Source organism: Rathayibacter sp. SW19 (assembly GCF_030866825.1).
Taxonomy (GTDB): domain Bacteria; phylum Actinomycetota; class Actinomycetes; order Actinomycetales; family Microbacteriaceae; genus Rathayibacter_A; species Rathayibacter_A soli.
On the sequence record NZ_CP133020.1, the window covers coordinates 2,210,607 to 2,231,264 of the forward strand.

The following is a 20,658-nucleotide window of genomic DNA, read 5'->3' on the forward strand; positions in this document are numbered from 1 at the left end:
ACAAGGCACGCTGATGGGGCACGCTGATGGGCACGCAGATGGGCACGCTGACAAGGAGGCTCGCATGGCACTCGGAATCGAATGGGTTCTCGCCTGGGCGCGTGAATCGGCCCGACGTGTCGATGAACAACGCACGCAGCTCGGGGAGTTGGATCGAGCCATCGGAGACGGTGATCACGGTGAAAATCTCGATCGCGGCTTCCATGCCGTTGTTTCGGCGCTCAACTCGCTGTCAGCGGACGCGACGCCTCACGATGCACTGCGCATGATCGCCACGACGCTGATCTCCAGCGTCGGAGGTGCGGCCGGCCCGCTGTACGGCACCGCGTTTCTGCGGGCTGCGGATGCCGTCGGGGACCGCGCAGACCTGGATCCCACGGCGGTGGCAGAACTCCTCGCGGCAGCCCGCGATGGAATCGTGCACAGGGGGTCGGCGGCCGTCGGTGAAAAGACGATGCTCGATGCGTGGAGCCCGGCAGCGGATGCCGCAGCTGCGGCCGCGCAGGCCGGCAACAGTGCGACGGCGGTGCTGAACGCAGCGGCCTCCGCCGCAGAAGACGGCGCAGTGCAAACGGAACCCCTGATTGCACGTAAAGGGCGGGCAAGCTACTTGGGCGATCGGGCAATCGGCCACCGCGATCCTGGTGCACAATCCAGCGCGCTCATCCTTCGAGCGGCCGCCGACGCGGCGGCAATGCCGATATCAGGGTCTGTGGGGAACGATTGAGATGACTGCCGTGTCCGGTGCACCGCGCGTGGGAATCGTGATCGTCTCCCACAGTGCGCTGATCGCAGCGGGCGTGACCGAGCTCGCCCGGCAGATGGCGCCCGACGTGACGCTGGAGTCGGCCGGCGGCACCGATGACGGCGGACTGGGAACCAGCTTCGGTAAAGTCGCCTCCGCGTTGAATTCCGCACTGGCCGGAGCGGGAAACCGGGTCGGCGCCGCAGCCGACTCGGCGTCTGGAGTCGTTGTGCTGTCCGACCTGGGCTCCGCAGGCTTGATCGCACAAACGGCGCGAGAATTCCTGGACGAACGAGACCGCGAACGCGTCGTCGTCGTGGATGCACCGCTGGTGGAGGGCGCGGTTGCGGCGGCGGTGGCTGCGCAGATCGGCGGCGACCTCAACGCGGTGATCGCGGCGGCAGAAAACGCTCGAGGGGTGCAAGCACCTTCGGCGGAACCGGAGTTGTCGACTCCCGGTCCGGCTGCCCCCAGTTCGACTGCCCCCAGTTCGACTGCCCCCAGTTCGGCCAAGCCGACGGGCACATCGGGCGGCTCGACCCGTTATGCGCGAACCGTCACCCTGATCAACCGCGACGGCTTGCACGCGCGCCCCGCAGCCGATTTCGTGCGCCTCGCTGCGACCTTCTCGGCCCGTGTCACGGTCAACGGCAAGGACGCGAAGAGCCTGCTCGGCATCATGTCGCTTGGGCTTTTGCGCGGCGCGCGCGTCGAACTCTCCGCGGTGACAGATGCGGCTGCGTCAGACGGGGCTGCGTCGGACGGTGCTGCGTCGGACGGTGCTGCGTCAGACGGTGTTGCGGCGGTCGACGCGCTCGCACAGCTCATTGAGTCAGGGTTCGGCGAAGATTCCCCCGTGTAATCCACCTTTCCTCCTGTCACAATTCCCCCTGTCACACGCTGCGCTGGCGGCGTAGCCTGTGCACACCAGTCAGTTACTGCCGGAACCAGGGAGTGGCCACATGTTTGATTCAACACGAGCGTTCAGCGGATTTTCTGTCACCGATATCGCAGAAGCCAAACGCTTCTACGGTGAGGTCCTCGGCCTGGAGACGAGCGAAGCGAACGGCATGCTTCAGCTCACCCTCGGTTCGGGAGCCGTGGTTTTGGCCTACCCGAAGCCGAACCACGAACCGGCGAGCTACACCATGATGAATCTTCCGGTCGACGACATCGAGGCCGCCGTGGACGAGCTTGCATCCCGCGGTGTGACATTCCAGCGATACCCGCAGATGGCAGCGGAAACGGATGAGCGTGGTATCTTCCACGGCGGCGGGCCGCTTATTGCGTGGTTCACCGATCCGGCGGGCAACATCTTGTCTGTGCTCGAGGATCCGCTCCCCAGTTCGGAGACGTAAAAGGCTGGCAAGCGCCAGCAGCCGAGTGGGTCAACTGCCGACAGTCACGCCGCGCGCGGCAAAGAAGAGCATCGGGTCGATCTGCTGCCCGTTGACTCGAACTTCGAGATGCAAGTGGCATCCTGTCGACAAGCCGGTGCTGCCGACGCGTGCAATCGGCTGGCCCGCCGTAACGTGCTGCCCGACAGTTACGGCGGTACCGCCGTCTGCGATGTGGCCGTACACCGTTTGCACGCCTTGGCCGTGGTCGATGACGACCCAGTTGCCGTAACCGCTGTACGGCCCCGTTGCCACGACCGTTCCGGCGGATGCCGCCACGATCCAGGTCAGACATGCGGCTCCGATGTCGTCACCGGGGTGGAACAGCGCCGTGCCAAGCGGCCGTGACGGTCGCGGCCCGAAGCCATCGGTGATCGGACCTCGCACCGGATCGACCCAGGTCGCTCCGCTCAACAGGCCGCTGCTGTCGAAACTCGGCAGGTTGAGGCTCGATGCGGCGGCCGCGAGTTCTGCCTGCGCGTCGGAGAGGGCTGCCTGGGCCGCATCGACATCCGCCTGAGCGGCAGCCATCGTTGCGCGAGCTTCGGCGAGGGGAATCGCGGCGAGCGCTGTCTTCGCCTTCACTGCCTGAGTTTGAGCGCTTCGGGCGGCGGATGCGTCGTGTTTTGCTTGTTGGGACAGCTGGGCCGGGCTCAGGTTGCTGCGCCCGAGTTGATCCATTGCGCTCAGCTTCTGCAGCAGGTTGCCGCCTGTCGAGTCGAACAAGAGGCCGCCGGCGACGCCGCCGGGAGCTTGACCGCTTGGGCCGCGCACCGCCAATATCAATTCACCTGCGGATGCCGCCGCCCTCGCCTTCGCGGCCGCCGCGTGCTGATCTGCGGCTTCGGCAACAGTGCGCGCGTGGTCGTAACGCGACTGCGTCTCTGTGTACGCATGAGTGGCATCACTTAGTCGGGACTGTGCCGCTGTCAGCGCGCCCGTAGCCGTTGCCAGTGCTGCGTACAGTTGAGCGCTGGCTGCCGTCGACTGCTGGGTGGCCACGGAATCGATCGAGTCGGTCGCCTGCGATGTATCGGCTGCCGGCGTGGTCGCCTGTGGCGCCGACGGCGCGCTGGAGCTGGGCGCGGGATTGCCGGTGGGCGGGGGAGTGCCGGTCGGCTGCGCCGTCGGCGTGGTCGTGGGCTGTGGTGTCGGGGTGGCTGTCGGCGTTTCGGTCGGAGTCGGCGTTTCGGTCGGGGTTGGCGTTTCCGTGGGGGTCGGTGTTTCGGTTGGAGTCGGCGATTCGGTGGGGGTCGGTGTTTCGGTCGGAGTCGTCGCAGGCGTGGGTGTCGGCGCGGAGGTGTCTGCCGGTGCCGGGGCCGCAGCCAGTGCGGCTGGGGCCGGGTCTGAAGATGTTGCCGTTGCAGTCGGCGTTGCGTCTTCAGCGGACGCGGATTCGGGAGCTGCCGCGATCCCCATCACGCCGAGGGCGATTGCGAGCGCGAATGCCCCTCCGATGCGGCGGTAAGAGCCGCGCCGCTTCGGGATGTTGATCGGTTCTGCGTTGAAATGCATCATCGCCGGCCAGGGGTTCTCTTCGACGGACGGTCGACGGGTACGGAGCCGACCTAGTTCGAGTGTGACAGTGGGTATCAGGTGGCACAAGTGTTCTGCCCAGTACTGGGGGCAAATTGTGAGGAATGATCACCTTCATGGGTTGGGCAGATGATTTTAGCCGGCGCGCGGGTCTAGTTGCAGATTGCCCTAGGGTTTTAGTATGTCCAAGGTTCTGAGCAGACTCCCGGTTGGCGAGCGCGTCGGTATTGCATTCTCCGGGGGGCTCGACACCTCGTGCGCGGTCGCCTGGATGCGAGAAAAAGGTGCGATTCCGTGCACCTACACGGCGGACATCGGCCAGTACGACGAGCCGGACATCGGCGCGGTGCCCGGTCGGGCATCCGAATACGGGGCGGAGCTCGCCCGGTTGGTCGATGCGAAGAGCGCGCTTGTCGAAGAGGGCATCGTCGCACTCCAATGCGGGGCGTTCCACATCCGGTCAGGTGGCAAGACCTACTTCAACACGACGCCTCTCGGGCGCGCCGTGACGGGCACCCTGCTGGTGCGCGCCATGAAGGACGACGGGGTCGATATCTGGGGCGACGGCTCGACCTACAAGGGCAATGACATCGAGCGGTTCTACCGTTACGGCCTCATGGCCAACCCTCGCCTGCGCATCTACAAGCCGTGGCTCGACGCCGAGTTCGTCGGGGAGCTGGGCGGACGCACCGAGATGAGCGAGTGGCTCGTCGCCCGTGGCTTTCCCTATCGTGACGCCGCGGAGAAGGCTTACAGCACCGACGCGAACATCTGGGGCGCCACTCACGAGGCGAAGCGGCTCGAGGAACTCAGTTCTGGCATCGAGATCGTCGAGCCGATCATGGGCGTTGCGGCATGGCGCGACGACGTCGAGGTCGCCACCGAGGTGGTTTCTGTGCGATACGAGGCAGGCCGCCCCGTTGCCATCAACGGCGTCGAATTCGACGACTTGATCGCCCTCGTGCTCGAGGCGAACGCGATCGGCGGGCGGCACGGGCTCGGCATGTCAGACCAGATCGAGAACCGCATCATTGAGGCGAAGAGCCGCGGCATCTATGAGGCGCCCGGCATGGCGCTGCTGCACATTACGTACGAACGCCTGCTCAACGCCATTCACAATGAAGACACGATCGCGAACTATCACGCGGAGGGCCGGCGACTCGGGCGTTTGATGTACGAGGGGCGCTGGTTCGATCCGCAGTCGCTGATGCTGCGCGAATCCATTCAACGCTGGGTCGGTTCCGCGGTCACCGGCGAGGTGACCTTGCGCCTGCGTCGCGGTGACGACTATACGATTCTCGACACGACGGGACCTGCCTTGAGCTACCACCCGGGCAAACTGTCGATGGAGCGTGTCGGCGACGCGGCTTTCGGCCCAGACGACCGGATCGGGCAGCTCACGATGCGCAATCTTGACATTGCAGACTCGAGGGCACGGCTCGAGCAGTATGCGGCGGCCGGCCTGATCGGCGGGGCCACGGCGGAACTCGTTGGACGCGTCGAGCCGGGAGCCGCTGGCGAAATCATGGAACGCGTCAGTGGCGATGCTGCGACCGAGGCGCTCGAGCTCGCGACCGATATCGCGTCAGAGGGCGCCGCTTTCGACTCCGGTACGGACTGACGTTTGGTCGCGCGGGTTGCTGCTGGCCGATGTCGCTGCTCGGTCATACCAGCAGCCGGAATAAAGTAGGAGCATGACCGATCCCGTCGTTGCGCGACCGCTGTATTTCGACTGTGACACAGGAATCGACGACGCGCTCGCGCTCGCGTACCTGCTGGCGTCGCCCGAGGTTGACGTTGTCGGAATCGGGTCGGTCAGCGGCAATGTGAGCGCGGAAGCCGCTGCACGCAACACGCTGGATCTGCTCGCCTTGGCCGGCCGATCTGACATCCGGGTTGCCGTCGGTGCACACGATCCGATCGACGGACTGTTCGGCGGCGGTGCCCCGCAGGTGCACGGGACAAACGGGCTGGGCGGGGTCAGGCTGCCGCGGTCCGCGCACGAGCCGATCGCCGGTGACGCAGCACAGTTTGTGATCGACCTCGCCCACACGCACCCGGGCGAGCTGGACGTACTGGCGGTCGGACCTCTCACCAATCTGGCGATCGCACTCAAGCGTGATCCATCACTCGTCGGCTTGGTTCGAACCGTCGTCGTGATGGGCGGCGCGGCACTCGTCGCAGGCAACGCGACCGCCGTCGCTGAGGCCAATATCTGGCACGATGCAGAAGCCGCACGGCTGGTCTTCGAGGCGGAGTGGGATGTCGTCGTGGTTCCACTTGATGCGACAATGGGTCACGTCTTGCGCGAAGAGCATCGGGAAGCCCTTGCCGCCTCCGGAGCGCCGTTCCTGCAGTCGATTGCGGCGAGTCTCGACGCCTATTTCGAGTACTACGTGTCGGTGTTCGGTGTACGCTGCGCGGCCATGCACGATCCCCTCGCTGCGGCCATCGCAGTTGGAACAGTGGTGCCTGTGCGCGCGCCGTCCGTCCGCGTGATCGTCGACGACTCGGCTGGGCCTGGCCGCGGCCAAACGATCTGTGATCTGCGGATGCTGCGGGTCAGCCCGCAGGGCGTGCCTGGGGTGCGCACCCGCGTCATCCTCTCTGCGGAACCCGATCTGGCATCGCACCTCGTCGAACGGTTGAGTCACCATCTTTGGCCGCAGATGGAGGACACCGGTGAGTGATGAGGCCGGGCTGCGCGACGCGAGCGCGCAGGTGGCTGCAAGCATCCTGAATGTCGACGGATTGGACGTCGCCTACGGCCCTCGAACGGTGGTGCACGGCGTCAGTTTCGACATTCTCGCGGGGGAGATCTTCGGTCTGCTCGGCCCGAACGGGGCAGGCAAGACCAGCACGCTGAGTGCGATCGAAGGTCTCGTGCCTGCGAAATCCGGACGTGTGATGCTCGGCGGCGTCGACACGTTACGGCATCCACTTGAGGCGACGGCGCGACTGGGCGTGCAACTTCAGTCGTCGAGCTTTCAGGCCGAGTTGACGATCGCGCAGATCGCCCGGCTTTACGGGGGGCTCTACGGGGTGCGTCTTTCGCGAGAGCAGATTTCCGATGGAATGCGCGCGATCGGACTCGATCAAGAAATGGGAAAGAGGTTCAAGCAGCTTTCCGGTGGGCAGCAGCAGCGTCTCGCCCTGTATATCGCCGTCATCCACGACCCACTATTATTGATGCTCGACGAGCCGACCGCCGGGCTGGACCCGCAGTCGCGCCGCCAATTGTGGACGCGCATGGAGCAGCTGCGAGATTCCGGAAGCAGCATTCTGCTCACGACGCACTCGATGGAAGAGGCGCAGGCTGTGTGTAACCGGGTTGCGATCATCGACCGCGGCCGATTGCTGACTCTCGGTACACCGGCGCAATTGATAGACAAGCACAAAGACGATCCGCAGGTAAGGAAGGTCGCACACGGAGCTGTCACCCTGGAGGACGTGTTCATCGGGCTGACGGGGAGTGAGATTCGTGACTGAGATGTCGAGGGCATACGAGCGACCGCCCTTCGGGCTGGCGATGGGTTCGCTCTTGCGGGCGGACTCGATCGTGGTTGTACGCAGTGGAATCTCGACGATCGTGAGTCTGCTCTTGCCCGTCGTGCTGGTCGTCGCCACGAGTTTCAACACCAAGGCCCAGACGCGACTCGGCGGGGCCGCTGAGCTGATCGGCATCGCTTTGACCATCGGGCTGCTGGTCTCCGGCCTGCTCGGCTACAGCCTGGCCGTTGCCCACGATCGCGAATCCGGCGTGCTGCAGCGTTTGCGGGTCACACCGGTGGCCACCTGGATGATCATGACCAGCCGTCTCTGCGTTCAGGAAATTCTGAACCTGGTCATCGCGGTGGTCGTCGTGGTCGCCGCTGTGATCGCGTATGGGCTGAACCTGAACGGTTTTCAGATCGCGCTGGTGCTGCTCGTTGCACTCCTCGGCGGTGGCGTCTTCCTGAGCATTGCGCAGGCGCTGGTTGCGATCGTGAAGACGGTGAGCGCAGTCAATGCGCTCAACCGGATCGTGCTGATCGCGTTCGTGCTGCTGGGCTTGCTCGGCACGAGCGGCATTCTGGGTGACACGATCCAGGTGATCGCCGAATGGTCACCCGTCGGTGTCGTCACAACGCTGTTCTCCGATGCGGTGGCCCAGAACGGCTGGGCCGCACAAGACACGTACTCGCTGCCGATGGCGTTTGCTTACATCATCGTGTTCACGTTCATCGGCATCCGCTGGTTCCGCTGGCAATCACACTGACGGGCACCGCGAACCACGGCGGTATGCTTTACCGCAAATCAGTGACCGAGGGGGCGTGCGATGGCTGTGACCGGTATCGGCGGGCTGTTCTTTCGCAGTGAGGATCCGGACGCCCGCGCGGTATGGTATCGAGAACATCTTGGCATCGAGGCCGGTCAAAGCGAGGTGTGGCAGCAGCAGGCTGGCATGACCGTCTTTGCGCCTTTTCCAGCGGGCAGTGATTACTTTGCGGCGGATCAGGCCTTCATGCTCAACCTTCGCGTGACGGAGTTGGATGCCTTGGCCGCGACACTGGCGGCCGCGGGTGTGGCCGTTGAGCGTCGGCCCGAGTGGAACAGCACCGAGTATGGCAGCTTCGCTCGCATTCATGACCCAGAGGGCCTGCCGATCGAACTCTGGGAGCCGCCGGAATAGCACGGCCGTCTACCCGATCGTGTCTTGCACGGGCACGGAGCTGTCCTCTGACCGGTTTTCGCTCAGCCGTCGTTTGGCCCAGACGAGAAGCCCGATGTAGGCGAGGTCGAAGACGCTGCAGAGCAGACTGATGCCGATCACGAGCAGGCAACCGTTGAGGAAGCCCAGCAAGACCGTGGGGGCGAGCGTGCCGATCCACTTCGCAACCGCGATCAGGAGGCTTTGGCCGCGCGCTCGGCGTCGTGCAACGAACATCGCGATGAACAGCCATTGAATGATGAACGAGCTCGCGACGATCGTGACGCCCCATGCGATGAAAAGTGGCCGCGAGACCAGGTTTGGGAACTCGCGTCGACCGAACCGGAAGAAGGTGAAAAGGATCACGATGTCAGCCAGCCCCCAGATAAGGTTGACGTACGCCTGCAACTGCGGATCGGAGGCGAGATCGTCGACGGCGTAGATCCATTCCCAGGCGATGGAGCGGGCGTGGTCGAACGCAGCGCAGCTGTGACACGTGAACGAGAGCAGCCGCCGGCCATAATGTCAAGTCTCCTTGACTCAACAGCCCGACCCGCTTATGATCGAAGAATGACAAGTGACCTTGACTCCACCTCTGGGTCTGACAGTGGCGGGGAATCTTCGATCGAACGGCGACGCCGGCGCATCTTCCGGGTGCAGATATGGGCTGGAACTGGTTGTTACCTGCTCGCGAGCTTCGCCCTGTACCAATGGGGCCATGGCTCGAGCCCGTGGAGCATTATCTGGGCAGTGCTGCCGCTACTCTTTTTCGCGTGGAACGTGGTCGTCATCGTGTTGCGCATGCGCCAGCTGGATGAGTACCAGATCAAGCTGCTGTTTCCGCCGCTGGCGGTCGGCTTCACTGTCGCGATGTTCGCGGCCGTCACTCTCGGCACCCTCAGTGCTGCCGGGTTCGCAGTGCCGAACGGCGGATGGCCGGTCGCAATCATTGGGATGGTGGCGTGGGGATTCACCACGCTGGTGACCGGCGCTCCCGAAGCCTGATGGAGAACCTGATCCGTTCGGAACGCGAAAAGCGGGGATGGACCCAGGCAGTGCTCGCGGAACGCCTGAGAGTATCGCGTCAGACGGTCGTGGCTCTCGAGACGGGAAAGTACGATCCGTCGCTGCCGCTGGCCTTTCGCATCTCCCGTCTGTTCGAAAGGCCGATCGAAGGTATCTTCACTCCGCCGGACACGTCTTGAATCCGGTCGACTAACCTCACCTCAATGCACAATCTGCGAAGTGTTACCGGATGACGCGATAGTCGACGAGCAGATAACCGGTGGGGGAGAGCTCGCTACGGATCGATTCGAGTTGCATCGGTGGCAAAGCGTAGAGGAGCCGTCGTCCGTGGCCGGCGATCTTCGGTGCGATCACGAGCCTGACTTCGTCGACGAGGCCGGCGGCAAGTAGCGCCTGCGCGACCGAGATACTTGCGTGGATGCCGATATCGCCTCCGTCTTGCTGCTTGAGGTCTCGAACGAATGCAGCCAGCTCGCCATCGATCGCCCTCGCGTTGGCCCAGTCCTGATCAAGCGGCGTCGATGTCGCGACGTATTTTCTGACCCCGTTGATGAATGTCGCGAATGGCTGGATCTGACTGTCCGGCCAGAACTGTGCCCACTCGGTGTAGCTACGACGGCCGAGAACGACCGCGTCCTGGGTGGCGATCACAGCGGCGAGGTTCGCATCCATCGCATCGTCCCAGTCGGTGAAGAAGCTGTCCGGGTCCTCGGCAACCCCGTCAAGGGACAGCAACTCGTAGACGACGATTTTTCGCATGGCTGACACCTCCAATAGGTCCTGATGCTACTCGTTGGCCGCTCAGGCCGGGAGAATCCGCAATGCACCGGCCGTGCGGAGCTTCACGCTCAGATTGTCCGCGTCCGGCGACCGGGGCGAAGGAATAGTGTTTCGTAACGCAAACACTCTTGAAGGGAGAATCCAGTGGGTCGGTTCGTGTATTGGATGAACGTGTCGCTCGACTTGCGGATCGAACAGGCTCCGGGGGAGGACGGCGCTGGAAAGTGGCTGCGCATCGGCGAAGCGCTTCATCAGGAGTTCAACGCCAGAGCGCGGGTGCTCGCGCTGATGGTCCAGGGCAGGGTCATCTACGAGACGATGGAGGGGTACTGGCCACGAGCGCGTGACGACGCGTCCCTGCCCGGTTACCTACGGGAGTACGGTCAGATCTGGACCACCAAGCCCAAAGTGCTCGTTTCCCGCTCCCGGCGCATCGCTGATCACAACACCCGGGTCATCGGGGGAATCGACGCGATCGAACAGCTCGCCGCGCTCAAGGCCGCGACTGACGGCGCCATCGGGGTCGGCGGCGCAGCTCTGGCCACGCAGCTGCTCGAGGCGGGTCTGCTTGACGAGCTTCTGCTCTTCACGCATCCTGCGATCCTCGGCGCAGGGAGACCGCTGTTCGACCGCTGCGACATCCCGATCGAGCTGGATCTGCTTGAGCAGCGATCGTTCGAGCATGGTGTCACGATGCACCGATATTCCATCCGCGATCGCGGGCATGCGCCTGAGCCAAGTATGTCTGGGAATAGCTGAGCACCTGCTGGTGAGGGATGCGAGACGTCTCCGACTTTGCGTCCACCCCTCGAACCTACTGGGCCGGGTCGGCCGGGCATACGCCCTAATACAGGGGCAGCCCCAGTTCGGCCGGTAGGCAGCCTGTCGCTCGTGTTCGGCAACGATCTTGCGGGTCGTCTTGTCGCGTCTGTTCGAAAACGATGCATGCATGCCCGAGTTTTCGGGATTGCCTCGGCTTGAATGAGACAGAACTCGGCTGTTTGTCTCATCCACGTTGAAGCGGATTGAAGAATCGCGTCACGTTCCGCACTCGTGCGGCTGATCGGAAGCAACGGTATGCACCGGGCTTACGCACCCAAAGGTTGTTGCGTTTGACGCCAGCGGCATCGGGCTTAATGTTGAGGCACCTACGCCAGCACACCACGCCCAAGCGTGCCGTGGAGCCCAGTGATCGCGGGGGAGTACCCGGCGAGCGGCCGGCTGGTGACACAGCTATCGACGTCCCGCCGTTGAAAGCGCAAAGGACGTCGCCACCTGTTCAGCTGAGTTGTCGGAAGAGGGATGCCATGTCAGAGCAGATCCATTCCTCGACGAAAACGCTGTCGGCAAGTCGGTAGAACTCGTGGCTGACGTAGTGGATGCTGCGACCGGTGGCGGGGATGCCTTGGAAGTCGTCGGCGTGGGTTCCGGTGAAGTTCACGCGTACCGCAACGCGGTCCTCGGCCGCTACGACGTCATCGACGTGTGCTTCGAGGTCGGGAAACGCGCGCTTCATCATCTCGAACCCCTGCAGCCAGGTTTGCCGGCCGATGAGCGGTTCGGGCAGTTCGGCGTAATGCATCACGAGGTCCGGTGCCACGACTGCGAGCAGTTTCTTGGTGTCGTTGGCGTTGAATGCGTCGTATGACTCGCACACGAGCGCTGCGTTCCTCTGCGCGGCATCAGTCACCGGTGTCAAGGTTGTGTCCTTACTCTCGATCTGGCTTTACCGGACCGGGGCACTGTGCGGCCAGCTGATGTGACAGCCGTGCCATGGGATATGGTTACTATCATTCACAGTGTATCGAGGTAACCATATGGAACCGATCTTCCTGGACAAATTGCTCCTGATCGTCGAGTTGTTCCAGCGGGACATGGCTCGGGCTTTTGAGGGTACCTCGTTGACCCAAGCCCGCGTGGGAGTCCTCTGGATCCTGCAGACTCGGGGATCCTCGACGCAGCAGGCGATCGCGCAGGCTCTCGACGTCAGTCCGAGGAACATTTCCGCGCTGGTGGATGTGTTGGAAGGCGCTGGTTACGTGCAGCGCGCACCGCACCCGACCGATCGTCGGGCGGTCCTCGTTGAGCTCACCCCTCTTGCGGCCGGTGTGATGGAGAAGATGCAACGCGACCACGCCGAACTTTCGGATACGCTGCTCGGGGCCGTCATGCCCGGCGATGTTCCGGCTTTGGAGCGGGGAATCGACGCAATCATCGCAAAGCTCGCCGCGCTTGTCTCCGCTGCCGGCGGGTCTGAGAACCTGCACAATCCTCACGTTTGAATGATGCGTCAGGAGCGACAGCGACGCGTCCCATGGGCAACCTGTAAGCACGCGCGTGCTTCAACTAAATTGCGACTGCCCCAACTTACGTGAGAAGGACAACATGACGGGCAGCGGGCGCGTTGCACTTCGGGGAGGGCCTCGCGATCTTCTTGTTGACATAATGAGCATTATCAGCGCAATATCAACAGGTGAATCGAGTGGCGTTTAGCCGGTCGATTAACCCTGTGCTTGCGCAATGAGTGCTGGGTCACGGTCCATCGGCTTCTGCAATACCTCATGCACAGCGCCTTGTATGCCCTGGCGACCGGCACTGCAAGACTGCGCGACTACGCAACTGTGGTGCCACGCAGATTGCTGTCAGAAATTGCACAGCATACTCACATATCCGAGACGATGACCAACATTTACGACGGTGTCCACGTTCATAGTGCGCGAAGTGTCCGAATGCCCAATCATTCCGACACTTCGCGCACTATGAGTAGCGGGCGTCCGAGCGAATGGCGCAGGAACGGGGATCGGGCTGCACCTTAATCGAGAGAACCGTTGTCTGTGTGATTGCTGAGAACGCGTCCCGGGCTACGGAGCCAACGCCTGCGCAGCTGCCCCAGAAATGCTCGAATCGCCGACGTAGTGCGCGAGGTACTCCCCCGTCAGCGTGGCCTGGCCGGCCGCCAGTTCGGCCGGCGTGCCCTCGAAGACGATCCGGCCGCCCTCGTGGCCCGCGCCGGGGCCGAGGTCGATGATCCAGTCCGCGTGCGCCATGACAGCCTGATGGTGTTCGATCACGATCACCGACTTTCCGGAGTCGACTAGCCGGTCGAGCAGCGCGAGCAACTGTTCGACGTCGGCCAGGTGAAGCCCTGCGGTCGGTTCGTCGAGCACGAACACGCCACCCTTCTCCCCCAGATGCGTCGCCAACTTGAGTCGCTGACGTTCACCGCCGGACAGCGTTGGCAACGGCTGGCCGATGTTCAGGTAACCGAGGCCGACATCGACGATCCGGTGGGCGATCATCTGCGCCGCAGGCACCTTCGACTCACCGGCGTCGAAGAATTCCTCAGCTTCGCGCGCTGACATGGCCAGCACTTCGCTGATGTCGCGTCCACCGAGGTGATACTCCAGTACGGATGCCTGGAACCGCTTGCCCTCGCACTCCTCGCACACGGTGGACACCCCGGCCATCACTCCGAGATCGGTGTAGATGACGCCCGCGCCGTTGCAGGTCGGGCATGCGCCTTCCGAGTTCGAACTGAACAGGGCAGGTTTCACACCGTTCGCCTTCGCGAATGCCTTGCGGATCGGATCGAGCAATCCCGTGTACGTCGCCGGGTTGCTGCGCCGAGATCCCTTGATCGCACCCTGGTCGATTGTGACGACCCCGTCTTGCCCCGATACCGAACCGGTGATCAGCGAACTCTTGCCCGAGCCGGCCACACCGGTCACCACGACGAGCACACCCAGGGGGATATCAACGTCGACGTGCTGCAGATTGTGCGTCGTGGCGGCGCGCACAGTCAGCGCGCCGGACGATGTCCGCACGGATTGTTTGAGCGCGGCTCGGTCGTCAAGGTGTCTGCCCGTGATCGTGTCGCTGGCGCGCAGCGCATCGACCGTGCCTTCGAAGCAGACGGATCCGCCGTTCGCACCGGCCCCGGGGCCGAGGTCGACGGCGTGATCGGCGATCGCGATCAGTTCCGGCTTGTGCTCCACGACGAGCACCGTGTTGCCCTTGTCGCGCAACTGCAGCAGGAGCGTGTTCATCCGCTGGATGTCGTGCGGATGCAGGCCGATCGTCGGCTCGTCGAACACGTAGGTCACGTCGGTGAGCGAGGAGCCGAGATGGCGGATCATCTTCGTTCGCTGCGATTCACCGCCCGACAGTGTGCCGGATGATCGATCGAGCGACAGGTAGCCGAGCCCGATGTTCACGAACGAATCCAGCGTCTCGCCCAGTGCGATCAGCAGAGGGCCGACCGACGGCTCGTCGAGTGCCCGAACCCACTCTGCCAGGTCGCTGATTTGCATCGAGCAGGCGTCCGCGATGCTAATCCCCGCGATGGTGGATGACCGCGCTGCTTCGCTCAACCGAGTGCCGCCGCATTGCGGGCAGGTGGTGAACGTCACCGCCCTCTCGACGAAGGCACGAATGTGCGGTTGCATGGCATCGATGTCCTTGGAGAGGAACGACTTTTGAATCTTCGGGATCAGTCCCTCGTATGTCAGATTGATGCCTTCGATCTTGATTTTGGTCGGCTCCTTGCGCAGCAGATCATGCAGTTCTTTGCTGGAGAAGTCGCGGATTGCCTTGTCGGGATCGAAGAGCCCGCTGCCGCGATAGATGCGGCCATACCAACCGTCCATGCTGTAGCCGGGGATCGTAAGAGCGCCCTCGTTCAACGACAGTTCGTCGTTGTACAGGGCGGACAGGTCGAAGTCGGTGACCGAACCGATTCCCTCGCAGCGCGGGCACATGCCGCCGGTGATGCTGAAGCTGCGGCGTTCCTTGACTTTCTGGCCGCCGCGATCGAACGTCACAGCCCCGGCGCCGCTGACGGATGCGACGTTGAAGGAGAACGCCTGCGGCGAACCGATGTGCGGCTCCCCGAGGCGGCTGAACATGATCCGCAGCATCGCGTTGGCGTCCGTTGCCGTGCCGACCGTGGATCGCGGGTTCGAGCCCATGCGCTCCTGATCGACGATGATCGCCGTGGTCAGGCCCTCGAGCACATCGACATCGGGCCGTGCTTGCGTCGGCATGAAACCCTGCACGAACGTGCTGTACGTTTCGTTGATCATCCGTTGTGATTCTGCGGCAATCGTGCCGAAGACCAGGGAGCTCTTGCCCGAGCCCGAGACCCCGGTGAACACGGTCAACCTGCGCTTCGGCAACTCGACGCTGACGTCTTTGAGATTGTTGACGCGCGCGCCCCGCACGCGGATCAGGTCGTGACTGTCGGCGAGCGCAGTAATCTCCATGACCGTCACTTTAGCCGCCGCCGAATGGCCGCGTCCTTCCGTTGTCTGTGCGTCAGATCGGTATAGTCTCTGAACAGTTCACAGTCTGCGTCAGCTGTGTCATCGATACCCCAGTACCCCGGCCATTGAAGGAGCTCATCATGATGACAGCAACCGATCCACTCAGTTCGGCATCTCACGACTTCGCAATCGACCCAACGAAACTTGCGAAGTCCGCCATCAACGGCATCCGCGTCGCCTTCGGAATCGGCGGGGTGGTCGCCCTGATCCTGGGCATCCTCTTGTTGGTCTGGCCGGACAAGTCTCTCGGCGCCGTCGCGATCATTTTGGGAATCTACTTCTTGATCAGCGGGGTTGTTCGCCTCGCGCTCGGCATCTTCAGCAAGGGCATCAGCGGCGGCATGCGCACCCTGGATATCCTGCTCGGAATTCTCCTGATCATTGCCGGAGTCATCGTTCTGAAGAACGTGGCGGTGTCCGCCGCGGCCCTGGTAATTCTTGTGGTTGCGGTGATCGGAGTCGGTTGGATCATCGAGGGCGTCTTGTCGATCGTTGAGTCGCGCGGCGCACCGTCGGCCGGCTGGGCGATCACCTCAGGCATCATCAGCATCATCGCCGGCATCGTCGTGCTCGTCGTACCCGGATGGTCGGCCGTCTGGCTGATCATCGTCACCGGAATCGTTCTCGTCGTGCTCGGGATCGTCGGTATCGTCCGAGCGTTCACCTTCGGCCGTGAGGTTCTGAAGGCCGCCGCCTAGACCGTTGGCAGGTGGCGCGCCCACCACTCGAGGATGACCTCGAAGCGTTGTTGCCGGTGGCGCGGCCTCCCCGAGCGGCTGAGTTCGTGGTTCTCGCCGGGGAAGAGCACGAGCTCGGTGTCCACTCCCCTGCGCTTCAATGACGCGTAGTAGCGTTCGGCCTGACCGACCGGACACCGCAGATCCTCCTCGGAGTGCAGAACGAGCGTCGGCGTGCGCACCTCGTCCACCATCGCCTGCGGACTTTGCTGCCTGACCGTATCCGGGTCGATGCCGGTGTATTCGTCGCTGAAGAAGCTGCCGATGTCGCTGGTGCCGACGAACCCATCCGGGTCCAGAAAGCCGCGCTCGACGATCGCGGCAGCGAACCGGTGATCGTGGGCAATCGCCCACGCGGTCAGATATCCGCCGTACGATCCGCCCATAATGCCGACCCGCTCGCCGTCGAGGTCGTTGCTCTGTGCGATGGCGCCGTCAAGAAAATCGAGCACGTCGTGCAGGTCGACTGTTCCCATGGAGCGACGGATGCTGCGACCGTGCGCTTGCCCGTACCCGGCGGAGCCGCGTGGATTGCACATGACAACGGCGTAGCCGGCATCCGCATAGACCTGGGCTTCGTCGAAGAAGTGCACCGAGTACTGCGCGAACGGACCGCCGTGAATATTCAACAGCACCGGATGCGGCCCCGGACCTTGCGGCGAGACCAACCACCCATGCACGGGATAGCCGTCACGCCCCGTGATCGTCAGCTCGCGGGCTCGCGCGAAGCCGGTGCGACGCAGGCGTGCCGAAAAATCGGTGAGCCGCCGGATCGCGCCATTCTGGTAGACGCCGACGTCACCGGTCGTCGTCGCATCCGCATAGCAGATGGCGATTGTGTTACCTGCTGCGGCGACCCCGGTCACCTCGATCGGCGCGTCGCCACTGAGCGAGCTCACCGACCCGTCGAGATCGATCTCCAGCAACTGAACGGTGCCGCGCGAACGGTTCTGAACCAGCACACTGTGCTCACCGAACGGTGTGATCGCACTCCCGCCTTCGCCGAGGTCGATGGTTTCCGGGTCGCTGAGTCGGCGTGGAACCGTGCTCGACGCGTTGATCACGAAAAGCGACGTGTTCTTCGCCACGAAGTCGCGCCCGCTGCGACCCACGTTCTGGGCGAGGAAGAACAGCGACCCGTCCAGGCCGTACGCGAGGGCACCTGGCGCATTCAGCACCGCGAAGTTACCGTGTCGCCCCGTGACATCGACCGGCGCGGCTGCCGAGTCGACGTCGAGGAGAAAGACATTTGATCGGAGATCGTTGTCGCGCCGTGCGTGCCGCGCAGCAACCATCGCGAGGGTCGCGCCGTCCTGAGAGAACGCGATCGCGCCGTGGTCGGCATCGAAATCGGTCAGCTGCCGCGCGGCGGGCACGACGGCGACCGGTTCGGCCGCACCTTCGGCCGTCGGTGCCGGTTGTACGAGCGGCGCAGCCCACACGTCCGGCGCATCGATCAGGAACACCTGGGCGCGTCGATCCGTCACGAAGCCGACACCGTTTTCCCGATACTTCAACGTCGTGAATCGACGAGGAGCCTCCGCTTCGGGAGCCAGCCCCGCGACGGTGCCATAGCGACCAGGTTCCGGCACCCTGCTCACGAACGCCAGCATGCTGCCGTCCGGCGACCAGCAGAACTCGGTGACGCCGAGGAGCCGGTCGGTCACCCGCATCGGGTCGCCGCCCATGGCATCCACGATGTGCAGTTGCGCGGAACCGCCGGGTTCAGAGCGCAAAAAGGCGATCAGGCGGCCGTCCGGAGAGAACTGCGGCGCGCTGTCACGAAACCCGCGTGTCAGCCGGCGCGGTGCGGCGTGTCCGGTGATCGGAATCGTCCACAATTGCCCGACATTGGAATCTGCGGACAAATCTGGCCGGGTCACTGCGATGACCGCCCTGCGCCCGCTCGGGTGCAGCGTCGGTCGCGACAGCGTAGCCATCAACGACAGATCGGATGCTTTCACAGGATTCCTCTCAGCGGTGTCGGTACCGCTACAGCGACAGTCTGTCCGTCGGCGGCCCCACCGGCGCCGAGTAGTTGATCAGTGTGGGCACGGCCACGAGCAAACTCGTTCGGCGCGAATTCATTCCGTGACGAACCCGGAGACATCTCCAACGTAGCGCGTGTGGTCTGCCGGCACTGGGTCGACGGTCGCCGCTGCGACTTCGGCGGCGAATTCGCTCACGTTGTACAGTCTGCCCGCCGCTTCTTTGCGCGCGCCGATAGCGCCGGGGTTCGCCCGTTCGAGCAGAGTCGCCGTGATCGTGCCCTCGATCATGTCGCCGGACACAACGACGAACTCCACTCCTTTTGCATCGAGTTCTGGGATGAGCGCACGCAGAGCGTCCTCCCCCGCACGTTTGCTGCGCGCGACAGCCTCGTACTCGGGCATCGTCTCGGTTGTACGAATGAAGTGGGCCTGGTGGCTGGTCACGAAAATGACGCGCCCGCCCGACTGCAACAGAGGCAGAGCACTCATCAGTACGTTGACCTGCGCGTCGCGGTTCAGTTGCATCGCGTAGTCCGCTGCCATGCCCGATTCCATACCGCCGGAGGCATTCAAGACCAGAACGTCTAACCCGCCGAGGTCGGCGGCCACCGTGTCGAACATCGCACTGACGGACGCCGGGTCGGTCAAATCGGCGCCGACGACGTGGGCGACTGCGCCGCGTGAGCGCAAGGCATCCGCCAGTTTGAGTGCGCGGGCTTCCTTATTCCGGTAGTTGATCACAACCTCGGCTCCGGCGTCGGCCAGGTAGGAGATCGTGTCTGCGCCGATTCCGCGCGACGACCCTGTCACGAGAGCGCGTTTGCCTGTGAGAGACGACGGTGCGAGAGGATTGCTCACTTCAAAGACTCCTTGGAACTGACGCGCGCCAGACGCGGCACGGCTGGGAAGAGACTACCAATATCGGCTCCATGCGAGACACGCGAACTGCTACGGTCAAAGCTAGTCATAGGGAAAGGGGCGCGCGTCCCATGGGTGAGATCACATCCTTCGCATGGATCGTTTGGCTCGTGCTGATTCTGATCTTCATCACTGTCGAGATGCTGACGCTTGAGTTCACGTTTTTGATGATCGCGATCGGCAGCCTCGGCGGACTGGTGTCTGGGCTGTTCGGTGTTGTCTGGTGGGGGCAATTGCTCATCGCAGCCGCCCTATCGGTATTTCTGTTGTTGGCGATCAGGCCTCCGTTGCTTCGCGTGCTCAAACGGGGCGCAGACCCTGCCAAAAGCAACGTCGCGGCCCTGATCGGTATCGAGGGCACCGTGATCATCACGATGACTTCTGCAGGCGGGCAGGTCAAACTCGCCAACGGAGAAACCTGGACGGCCAAGATCGCACCGGACGTTCCGGCCCAGGACTTACACCCGGGCGAGCGCGTGCTCGTCTCAGCCATTGAAGGGTCGACGGCGGTCGTCGTCCCCGCTGAAAGGAACGCGGCGTGAGTAGCGGCACCCAGTTCGTCGTGCAGATCATCGTTTTCGTGATCGTCGCCGTCATTGTCATCTTCGTACTCGTCACACTGTTTCGGGCGATCCGCATCGTGCCGCAGGCGACGGCAGGAGTGGTCGAGCGGCTCGGCAAGTATCACAAGACGCTGCTGCCGGGCCTGAACATCGTCGTACCGTTCATCGACCGGGTGCGGCCGCTGCTCGACATGCGCGAGCAAGTTGTCTCCTTCCCGCCGCAACCGGTGATCACGGAGGACAACCTTGTGGTCTCGATCGACACCGTCGTCTATTTCCAAGTGACGGATGCACGCGCTGCGACATACGAGATCGCCAACTATCTCGGCGCCGTCGAACAGCTCACGACCACGACACTGCGTAACGTGGTGGGTGGCCTCAACCTGGAACAGGCATTGACCAGTCGCGATGAGATCAATGGCCAATTGCGCATCGTGTTGGACGAAGCGACTGGCAAGTGGGGCATCCGTGTTGGACGCGTCGAATTGAAGGCCATCGATCCGCCCCTCTCGATTCAGGATTCGATGGAGAAGCAGATGCGTGCGGAGCGTGACCGACGTGCAGTCATTCTGACCGCCGAAGGAAACAAGCAGTCGGAAATCCTGAACGCGGAGGGAATGCGGCAGGCCGCCATCCTCAAGGCAGAGGGTGACGCGAAAGCGGCAGTCCTGCGGGCAGAGGGCGAAGGCAAGGCGATCACGACCGTGTTCGGCGCGATCCACGCTGGGAATGCGGATCCGAAGTTGCTCGCGTATCAATACCTGCTCACGTTGCCGCAGTTGGCCCAGGGCACATCGAACACGCTCTGGGTCATTCCGAGCGAGTTGACGGAAGCACTGAAAGGCATCGGCAAGGCGTTCGTGCCTGGCGCGCTGCCGGACGGACTGCAGACACCTCCTGCGTCATCGGCATCATCGGCAGTACCTCCGGCGGCGAACGACTAGGCAAGGTCGG

At 63.4% G+C, this 20,658-nt stretch carries 22 protein-coding genes; 15 read left to right on the forward strand and 7 right to left on the reverse strand.

Features of this window, described 5'->3' with window-relative positions; all coding sequences use genetic code 11:
- Positions 1–64 precede the first annotated feature (64 nt).
- The 3 genes from dhaL (at position 65) to QU604_RS10160 (ending at position 2,103) form a co-directional block, all read left to right on the forward strand.
- Positions 65–727 carry a dihydroxyacetone kinase subunit DhaL gene (dhaL, locus tag QU604_RS10150; protein ID WP_308468685.1) on the forward strand — a complete coding sequence of 221 codons (663 nt, stop codon included), beginning with the start codon at positions 65–67 and terminating at the stop codon, positions 725–727.
- 1 nt (position 728) lies between these two features.
- The gene (dhaM, locus tag QU604_RS10155; RefSeq protein ID WP_308468686.1) at positions 729–1,607 is read left to right on the forward strand and encodes a dihydroxyacetone kinase phosphoryl donor subunit DhaM; all 879 of its coding nucleotides are present in this window, start codon (positions 729–731) and stop codon (positions 1,605–1,607) included.
- Positions 1,608–1,707: 100 nt separating this feature from the next.
- A complete protein-coding gene (locus QU604_RS10160; RefSeq protein WP_308468687.1) occupies positions 1,708–2,103 on the forward strand; it encodes a VOC family protein in 396 nt (131 codons plus the stop codon).
- 30 nt (positions 2,104–2,133) lie between these two features.
- Here the strand turns inward: QU604_RS10160 and QU604_RS10165 are convergent, their stop codons facing one another.
- Positions 2,134–3,660, reverse strand: coding sequence for a M23 family metallopeptidase (locus tag QU604_RS10165; RefSeq protein ID WP_308468688.1), 1,527 nt, complete (start codon positions 3,658–3,660; stop codon positions 2,134–2,136).
- A 199-nt stretch (positions 3,661–3,859) separates the two neighbouring features.
- On the opposite strand from QU604_RS10165, the gene argG reads away from it, so the two are divergent.
- From argG to QU604_RS10190, 5 genes are all read left to right on the forward strand, one after another.
- Positions 3,860–5,299, forward strand: a complete 1,440-nt coding sequence (gene argG, locus QU604_RS10170) for an argininosuccinate synthase (RefSeq protein WP_308468689.1) — start codon at positions 3,860–3,862, stop codon at positions 5,297–5,299.
- Between the two features lie 73 nt (positions 5,300–5,372).
- A complete protein-coding gene (locus QU604_RS10175) occupies positions 5,373–6,368 on the forward strand; it encodes a nucleoside hydrolase (protein ID WP_308468690.1) in 996 nt (331 codons plus the stop codon).
- A complete protein-coding gene (locus tag QU604_RS10180; protein ID WP_308468691.1) occupies positions 6,361–7,167 on the forward strand; it encodes an ABC transporter ATP-binding protein in 807 nt (268 codons plus the stop codon). The genes QU604_RS10175 and QU604_RS10180 overlap by 8 nt, the downstream gene beginning before the upstream one ends.
- 1 nt (position 7,168) lies before the next feature.
- Positions 7,169–7,936 carry an ABC transporter permease gene (locus tag QU604_RS10185; protein ID WP_308468895.1) on the forward strand — a complete coding sequence of 256 codons (768 nt, stop codon included), beginning with the start codon at positions 7,169–7,171 and terminating at the stop codon, positions 7,934–7,936.
- Between the two features lie 60 nt (positions 7,937–7,996).
- Positions 7,997–8,350 carry a VOC family protein gene (locus QU604_RS10190; protein ID WP_308468692.1) on the forward strand — a complete coding sequence of 118 codons (354 nt, stop codon included), beginning with the start codon at positions 7,997–7,999 and terminating at the stop codon, positions 8,348–8,350.
- Positions 8,351–8,359: 9 nt separating this feature from the next.
- Here the strand turns inward: QU604_RS10190 and QU604_RS10195 are convergent, their stop codons facing one another.
- Positions 8,360–8,776, reverse strand: coding sequence for a hypothetical protein (locus QU604_RS10195; protein ID WP_308468693.1), 417 nt, complete (start codon positions 8,774–8,776; stop codon positions 8,360–8,362).
- 162 nt (positions 8,777–8,938) lie between these two features.
- Between QU604_RS10195 and QU604_RS10200 the strand changes: the two genes are divergently transcribed.
- Positions 8,939–9,373 (forward strand): hypothetical protein, encoded by a 435-nt coding sequence (locus QU604_RS10200; RefSeq protein WP_308468694.1) that lies wholly within the window; start codon positions 8,939–8,941, stop codon positions 9,371–9,373.
- A complete protein-coding gene (locus QU604_RS10205; protein WP_308468695.1) occupies positions 9,373–9,573 on the forward strand; it encodes a helix-turn-helix transcriptional regulator in 201 nt (66 codons plus the stop codon). Before QU604_RS10200 ends, QU604_RS10205 begins: the two co-directional genes overlap by 1 nt.
- Positions 9,574–9,616: 43 nt before the next feature.
- On the opposite strand, the gene QU604_RS10210 is transcribed toward QU604_RS10205, so the two are convergent.
- Entirely contained in the window at positions 9,617–10,153 is a 537-nt protein-coding gene (locus QU604_RS10210) for a dihydrofolate reductase family protein (protein WP_308468696.1), read from the reverse strand.
- Positions 10,154–10,318: 165 nt separating this feature from the next.
- Here QU604_RS10210 and QU604_RS10215 point away from each other — a divergent pair, with 165 nt between their 5' ends.
- On the forward strand, positions 10,319–10,933 hold the full coding sequence (locus tag QU604_RS10215; protein WP_308468697.1) for a dihydrofolate reductase family protein: 615 nt from the start codon (positions 10,319–10,321) through the stop codon (positions 10,931–10,933).
- A gap of 520 nt (positions 10,934–11,453) precedes the next feature.
- Here the strand turns inward: QU604_RS10215 and QU604_RS10220 are convergent.
- The gene (locus tag QU604_RS10220; RefSeq protein ID WP_308468896.1) at positions 11,454–11,864 is read right to left on the reverse strand and encodes an ester cyclase; all 411 of its coding nucleotides are present in this window, start codon (positions 11,862–11,864) and stop codon (positions 11,454–11,456) included.
- Positions 11,865–11,991: 127 nt separating this feature from the next.
- On the opposite strand from QU604_RS10220, the gene QU604_RS10225 reads away from it, so the two are divergent.
- The gene (locus QU604_RS10225; RefSeq protein WP_308468698.1) at positions 11,992–12,456 is read left to right on the forward strand and encodes a MarR family winged helix-turn-helix transcriptional regulator; all 465 of its coding nucleotides are present in this window, start codon (positions 11,992–11,994) and stop codon (positions 12,454–12,456) included.
- A gap of 579 nt (positions 12,457–13,035) precedes the next feature.
- On the opposite strand, the gene QU604_RS10230 is transcribed toward QU604_RS10225, so the two are convergent.
- Entirely contained in the window at positions 13,036–15,435 is a 2,400-nt protein-coding gene (locus tag QU604_RS10230) for an ATP-binding cassette domain-containing protein (RefSeq protein WP_308468699.1), read from the reverse strand.
- Positions 15,436–15,575: 140 nt separating this feature from the next.
- Here QU604_RS10230 and QU604_RS10235 point away from each other — a divergent pair, with 140 nt between their 5' ends.
- Entirely contained in the window at positions 15,576–16,193 is a 618-nt protein-coding gene (locus tag QU604_RS10235) for an HdeD family acid-resistance protein (protein ID WP_308468700.1), read from the forward strand.
- Here the strand turns inward: QU604_RS10235 and QU604_RS10240 are convergent.
- Positions 16,190–18,196, reverse strand: a complete 2,007-nt coding sequence (locus tag QU604_RS10240) for a S9 family peptidase (RefSeq protein WP_308468701.1) — start codon at positions 18,194–18,196, stop codon at positions 16,190–16,192. The genes QU604_RS10235 and QU604_RS10240 overlap by 4 nt on opposite strands.
- 120 nt (positions 18,197–18,316) lie before the next feature.
- Entirely contained in the window at positions 18,317–19,081 is a 765-nt protein-coding gene (locus QU604_RS10245) for an SDR family oxidoreductase (protein WP_308468702.1), read from the reverse strand.
- A 131-nt stretch (positions 19,082–19,212) separates the two neighbouring features.
- On the opposite strand from QU604_RS10245, the gene QU604_RS10250 reads away from it, so the two are divergent.
- Positions 19,213–19,683: an NfeD family protein gene (locus QU604_RS10250; RefSeq protein WP_308468703.1), complete on the forward strand. Its 471-nt coding sequence runs from the start codon at positions 19,213–19,215 to the stop codon at positions 19,681–19,683.
- The gene (locus QU604_RS10255; protein WP_308468704.1) at positions 19,680–20,648 is read left to right on the forward strand and encodes an SPFH domain-containing protein; all 969 of its coding nucleotides are present in this window, start codon (positions 19,680–19,682) and stop codon (positions 20,646–20,648) included. The genes QU604_RS10250 and QU604_RS10255 overlap by 4 nt, the downstream gene beginning before the upstream one ends.
- Positions 20,649–20,658 lie beyond the last annotated feature (10 nt).